At 35.8% G+C, this 3986-nt stretch carries 4 protein-coding genes; 1 reads left to right on the forward strand and 3 read right to left on the reverse strand.

Features of this window, described 5'->3' with window-relative positions:
* Positions 1-406: 406 nt before the first annotated feature.
* On the forward strand, positions 407-853 hold the full coding sequence (locus ACZQCL_RS07200) for a GAF domain-containing protein (RefSeq protein WP_288523371.1): 447 nt from the start codon (positions 407-409) through the stop codon (positions 851-853).
* Here ACZQCL_RS07200 and ACZQCL_RS07205 read toward each other — a convergent pair.
* From ACZQCL_RS07205 to ACZQCL_RS07215, 3 genes are all read right to left on the reverse strand, one after another.
* A complete protein-coding gene (locus ACZQCL_RS07205) occupies positions 837-1550 on the reverse strand; it encodes an AAC(3) family N-acetyltransferase (RefSeq protein WP_482482474.1) in 714 nt (237 codons plus the stop codon). The two genes, ACZQCL_RS07200 and ACZQCL_RS07205, sit on opposite strands and share 17 nt — an antisense overlap.
* Before the next feature lie 16 nt (positions 1551-1566).
* Positions 1567-3048, reverse strand: coding sequence for a glycerol kinase GlpK (gene glpK / locus ACZQCL_RS07210; RefSeq protein WP_227993834.1), 1482 nt, complete (start codon positions 3046-3048; stop codon positions 1567-1569).
* Positions 3049-3140: 92 nt separating this feature from the next.
* Positions 3141-3986: phenylalanine--tRNA ligase subunit beta-related protein (locus ACZQCL_RS07215; protein WP_482482477.1), on the reverse strand; the 846-nt coding region annotated here is incomplete at its 5' end.

Below are 3986 nucleotides of genomic sequence, written 5' to 3' on the forward strand. Positions count from 1 at the left end.
ATTGTTTGTTTCGAAATTGACGTTTTAGTTTGTATTTTTATTTCCTGTTCAGTTTTCAAAGATCATCTGCACCTCAGCAGTGCTCATCTATATTACCAAATCATTTCCATCTTGTAAACCCCTTTTTTAAATTTTTTTAAAAAAAGAAAAGAAGATTCATTCAGCACCGTCAAGCCTACTAGAATCTTCTCTCCGTTAAAATTTGTTTTTGACACTAAAAATGATTCGCGCTATCAATTTTACTGTCTGTTATTCTTGCAGAAGTATTAGTATCAATCCCAAATTCCCCAAGCCTTTAAATAAAAGCTTTATTTACACTTATATACTACTTAAAAAAAAGCTTTTTTTCAATGACAAAAGTCACTAATTTTATACATTTTTTGGTAAAATATGTACGGTGATAAAAATGAATGAAATTTTAATTGAACAATGCAGTTATTTAATCGATGATACACTGCCAAACATCGCAAATATTTCAAATTTAATAGCTCTACTCTATCATGAAATGGAAAACATCAATTGGCTAGGCTTCTATATTTGTGATGAAACAAACAACGAATGTACTCTAGGACCTTTCCAAGGAAAAGTTGCCTGTACACGCATACCATATGGAAAAGGTGTTGTAGGTACTTGCGCTAAAACACAAGAAACACAAAGAATTGAAGATGTACATAAATTTTCAGGTCACATTGCCTGTGATTGTGCTTCCAATTCTGAAATCTGTATTCCTATAAAAAAAGATGACAAACTCGTTGCCATCTTAGATATTGATTCTTTTGAATTCAATAACTTCTCAAAAGAAGACCAAGCCATCTTAGAAAAGATCTGCGAATTCTTTATTCCCCTTTTCTAAGTACAAAGATATCATCTAGACTCGAATCACTTTGTAGAACCGTCAAACCATCCAGTAAATCACTAGATAGTTCATCATCTACAATTTGAAAAAGAAACGACTTTGTCAATTGACGCTTCGAATGAAGAAAAGCTCTTTGTACAACAGTCTTACCCAGTTGATACTCATTTGAAAGTGCCCGCACCATCAAACTCTTTTCTGGTGATACACCAATTAGAAGGTTGCAGGCCTTTTTTTCATGCAAGAAAGAAAGACTTCCCTTAAAACTTAGAGCATCATTGACATCCACCTTTAAAACCTGTTCATCAAAACATCCCCAATACGCAAAACTATATACAGGATGATTTGAACGATATACATCTTTATAGTGCAAAAACAAATTTGTGCACTCTTGATAGATTTCACTAGGCGTGTACATCACATGGTAGCCAGGCAAGTTTTTACGCACTTCTTTCCATTTTTCAAAAGGATATATCGTATCCGTACAAGCAGGATCCAGACAAGAATATGAGAAACAAGGCATGCACAATAAACCTGTATCTCCAATTAATTCTTGCAGTGTTTCTATCAACATTTGATAGTTACCCACCAAGCCACTATAACGAGATAAATCTGCTTCTAATAAAATTTTACTCCCTTTTTCAATGCCCAAGTCGATAAATATTTGTTTAAAATCTTCTTTTGTATAAATTTCCATGCCAATATTCTAACTTTTATTTATAACTCTGGCAAGTTTTTACCGCCTTTTTCCAGTTTGAATACAAGCTATCCATTTCTTCTTTGCTCTTTTCTGGCACAAACTCTTTTTGAAGATCTACCCCAAGCTCATCTTGTGTCCAATACCCACAAGAAAGTCCTGCCAAATAAGCTGCACCTAAAGCCGTTAATTCATTGGTCTTAAAACGTTGAACAGGCATTTGAAGTAGATCACTCTGGAACTGCAACAAGAAATTATTGGCAGCAGCTCCACCATCCACCTTCATCGATGAAATCTCAATTTGACTGTCTTGCTTCATTGCCTCTAATACATCTTTTGACTGATAGGCCATAGATTCCAAGGCTGCGCGAACAATATGATTTTTATTGGCTCCAAAAGTTAAACCAACAATAGTTGCCTGACAAGCATCATCCCAATATGGAGCCCCCAAACCTACAAAGGCCGGTACAATATAGACACCATTTGTATTTTCAACACTTTCTGCCATGCCCTGCGTATCTTTCGTATTTTCAAATAACTGCAACTGATCACGAAGCCACTTCATTAAACTACCTGAAACAAAAATACTTCCTTCTAATGCATAATTGACTTGATTACCAATTTGCCAAGCGACCGTCGACAATAAACCATTCTTGGATTCGACGATTTTATCGCCCGTATTCATCAACATAAAACCACCTGTTCCATATGTATTCTTAATGCCGCCTGCACTAAAGCAGCCTTGACCAAATAAAGCCGCCTGCTGATCGCCTACAACGGAACAAATTGGTACTTCTTTACCAAAAAAATGATACGAAGCTGTCTTACAATATGCATAGGATGTCGGTTTGACTTCTGGCAAGATTTGTCTAGGAATATCAAACATTTCTAATAATTCTTCATCCCAAGATAATGTATGAATATTAAATAATAGAGTACGACTCGCATTCGATACATCCGTAATATGCGTTAAGGAACCTGATAACTTCCATACGATCCAGCTATCCATCGTTCCAAATAACACTTCGCCTTTTTTTGCCTTTTCATAGACATCTGGATTTTGATCAAAAATAAAACGAATCTTACTTGCAGAAAAATAAGGATCAATACGAAGGCCCGTTTTCGTCTTCACAACATCTTCATACCCTTTTTCCTTCCAACTATCGCAAATACTCTTTGTCTGTTTAGACTGCCATACAATGGCAGGACTTACAGGAAGCCCTGTTGATGCATCCCATAAAACACTAGTTTCACGCTGATTGCTTATTCCAATGGCAGCCACTTGTTCTGGACTGATCTTACTTTTTAAGATGACCTCACTCATCACGGCCAAACACGCCAACCAAATCTCATTGGCATCTTGTTCTACCCAACCTGGATGTGGGTAGGATATTGTCGTTTCTTTTTGGGCAATCTCAACCACATTGGCTGCCTTATCAAATAAAACAGCACGCGTACTTGTTGTTCCGTGGTCGATTGCTAAAATATATTTTTGCATAGAAAAATCTCCTTATATGTCTTATTTTAATCTTTTTGTAAGCCCTTTACAAGATTTCATAGACAAAAGAAAAGAGATGTCAAAAACATCTCTTAACTACGAAGTGTTGCATTGCAATCTTTTTGAATATGTTCAAGGATAGCTTCAAACACTTGGTTGATTTCTTCATCTTTTAATGTATGAGAATCCGACTGGAATGTGATTGATAACGCAACTGATTTTTCATCTTTACTTACGTGTTCACCTTCATAAACATCAAATACTTCTACATCACGAATGATCATTTCTTTATTTAAACGACCCTGTTTATTGATTGTGTCCACTACCTTTTGTACCGGCATTGTACGATCTAAAACGAATGCCAAGTCACGAGATACACTTGGATATTTTGAAACTGGAGTGAATTTGATTTTTGATTTCTTCACATCAATCAACGCATCAAAGTCAAGTTCAGCCATCACAATATTCTTACCATATTGAGGATGAATATCACCTAAAAGTCCAACACAATCTTTTCCTAACATGATCTTAGCACTACGATATGGGTGGAAGTGTGTTGTATCCATATCATTTTCTACAAATGAAATTCTTTGAGCTGCAATACCAATTTGTTCAAAGAAAGCTTCTACTAAACCTTTTAATGTGTAGAAATCGCTTGGAGTTACATCACTTGTCCAACGATTTTGTTGTAAATTTCCACTCATGGCAATAGCTAAATGCATTTTAGCACCACTTACACCAGCTACATCACTCAATTCAAAGACATTGATATCTTTGATATTACGAGCACGGTTATAAGAAACAACATCTAATAAGCTTGGCAAAATACTTGTACGAATATAGCGACGCTCTTCACTCATAGGACTAGCTAGTTCGATTGCTTCATCATTATTAAAAATCGCATTGCCCACTTTCACCGTATTGCCATCACCTTCCAC

The organism is Holdemanella sp. (assembly GCF_056804935.1).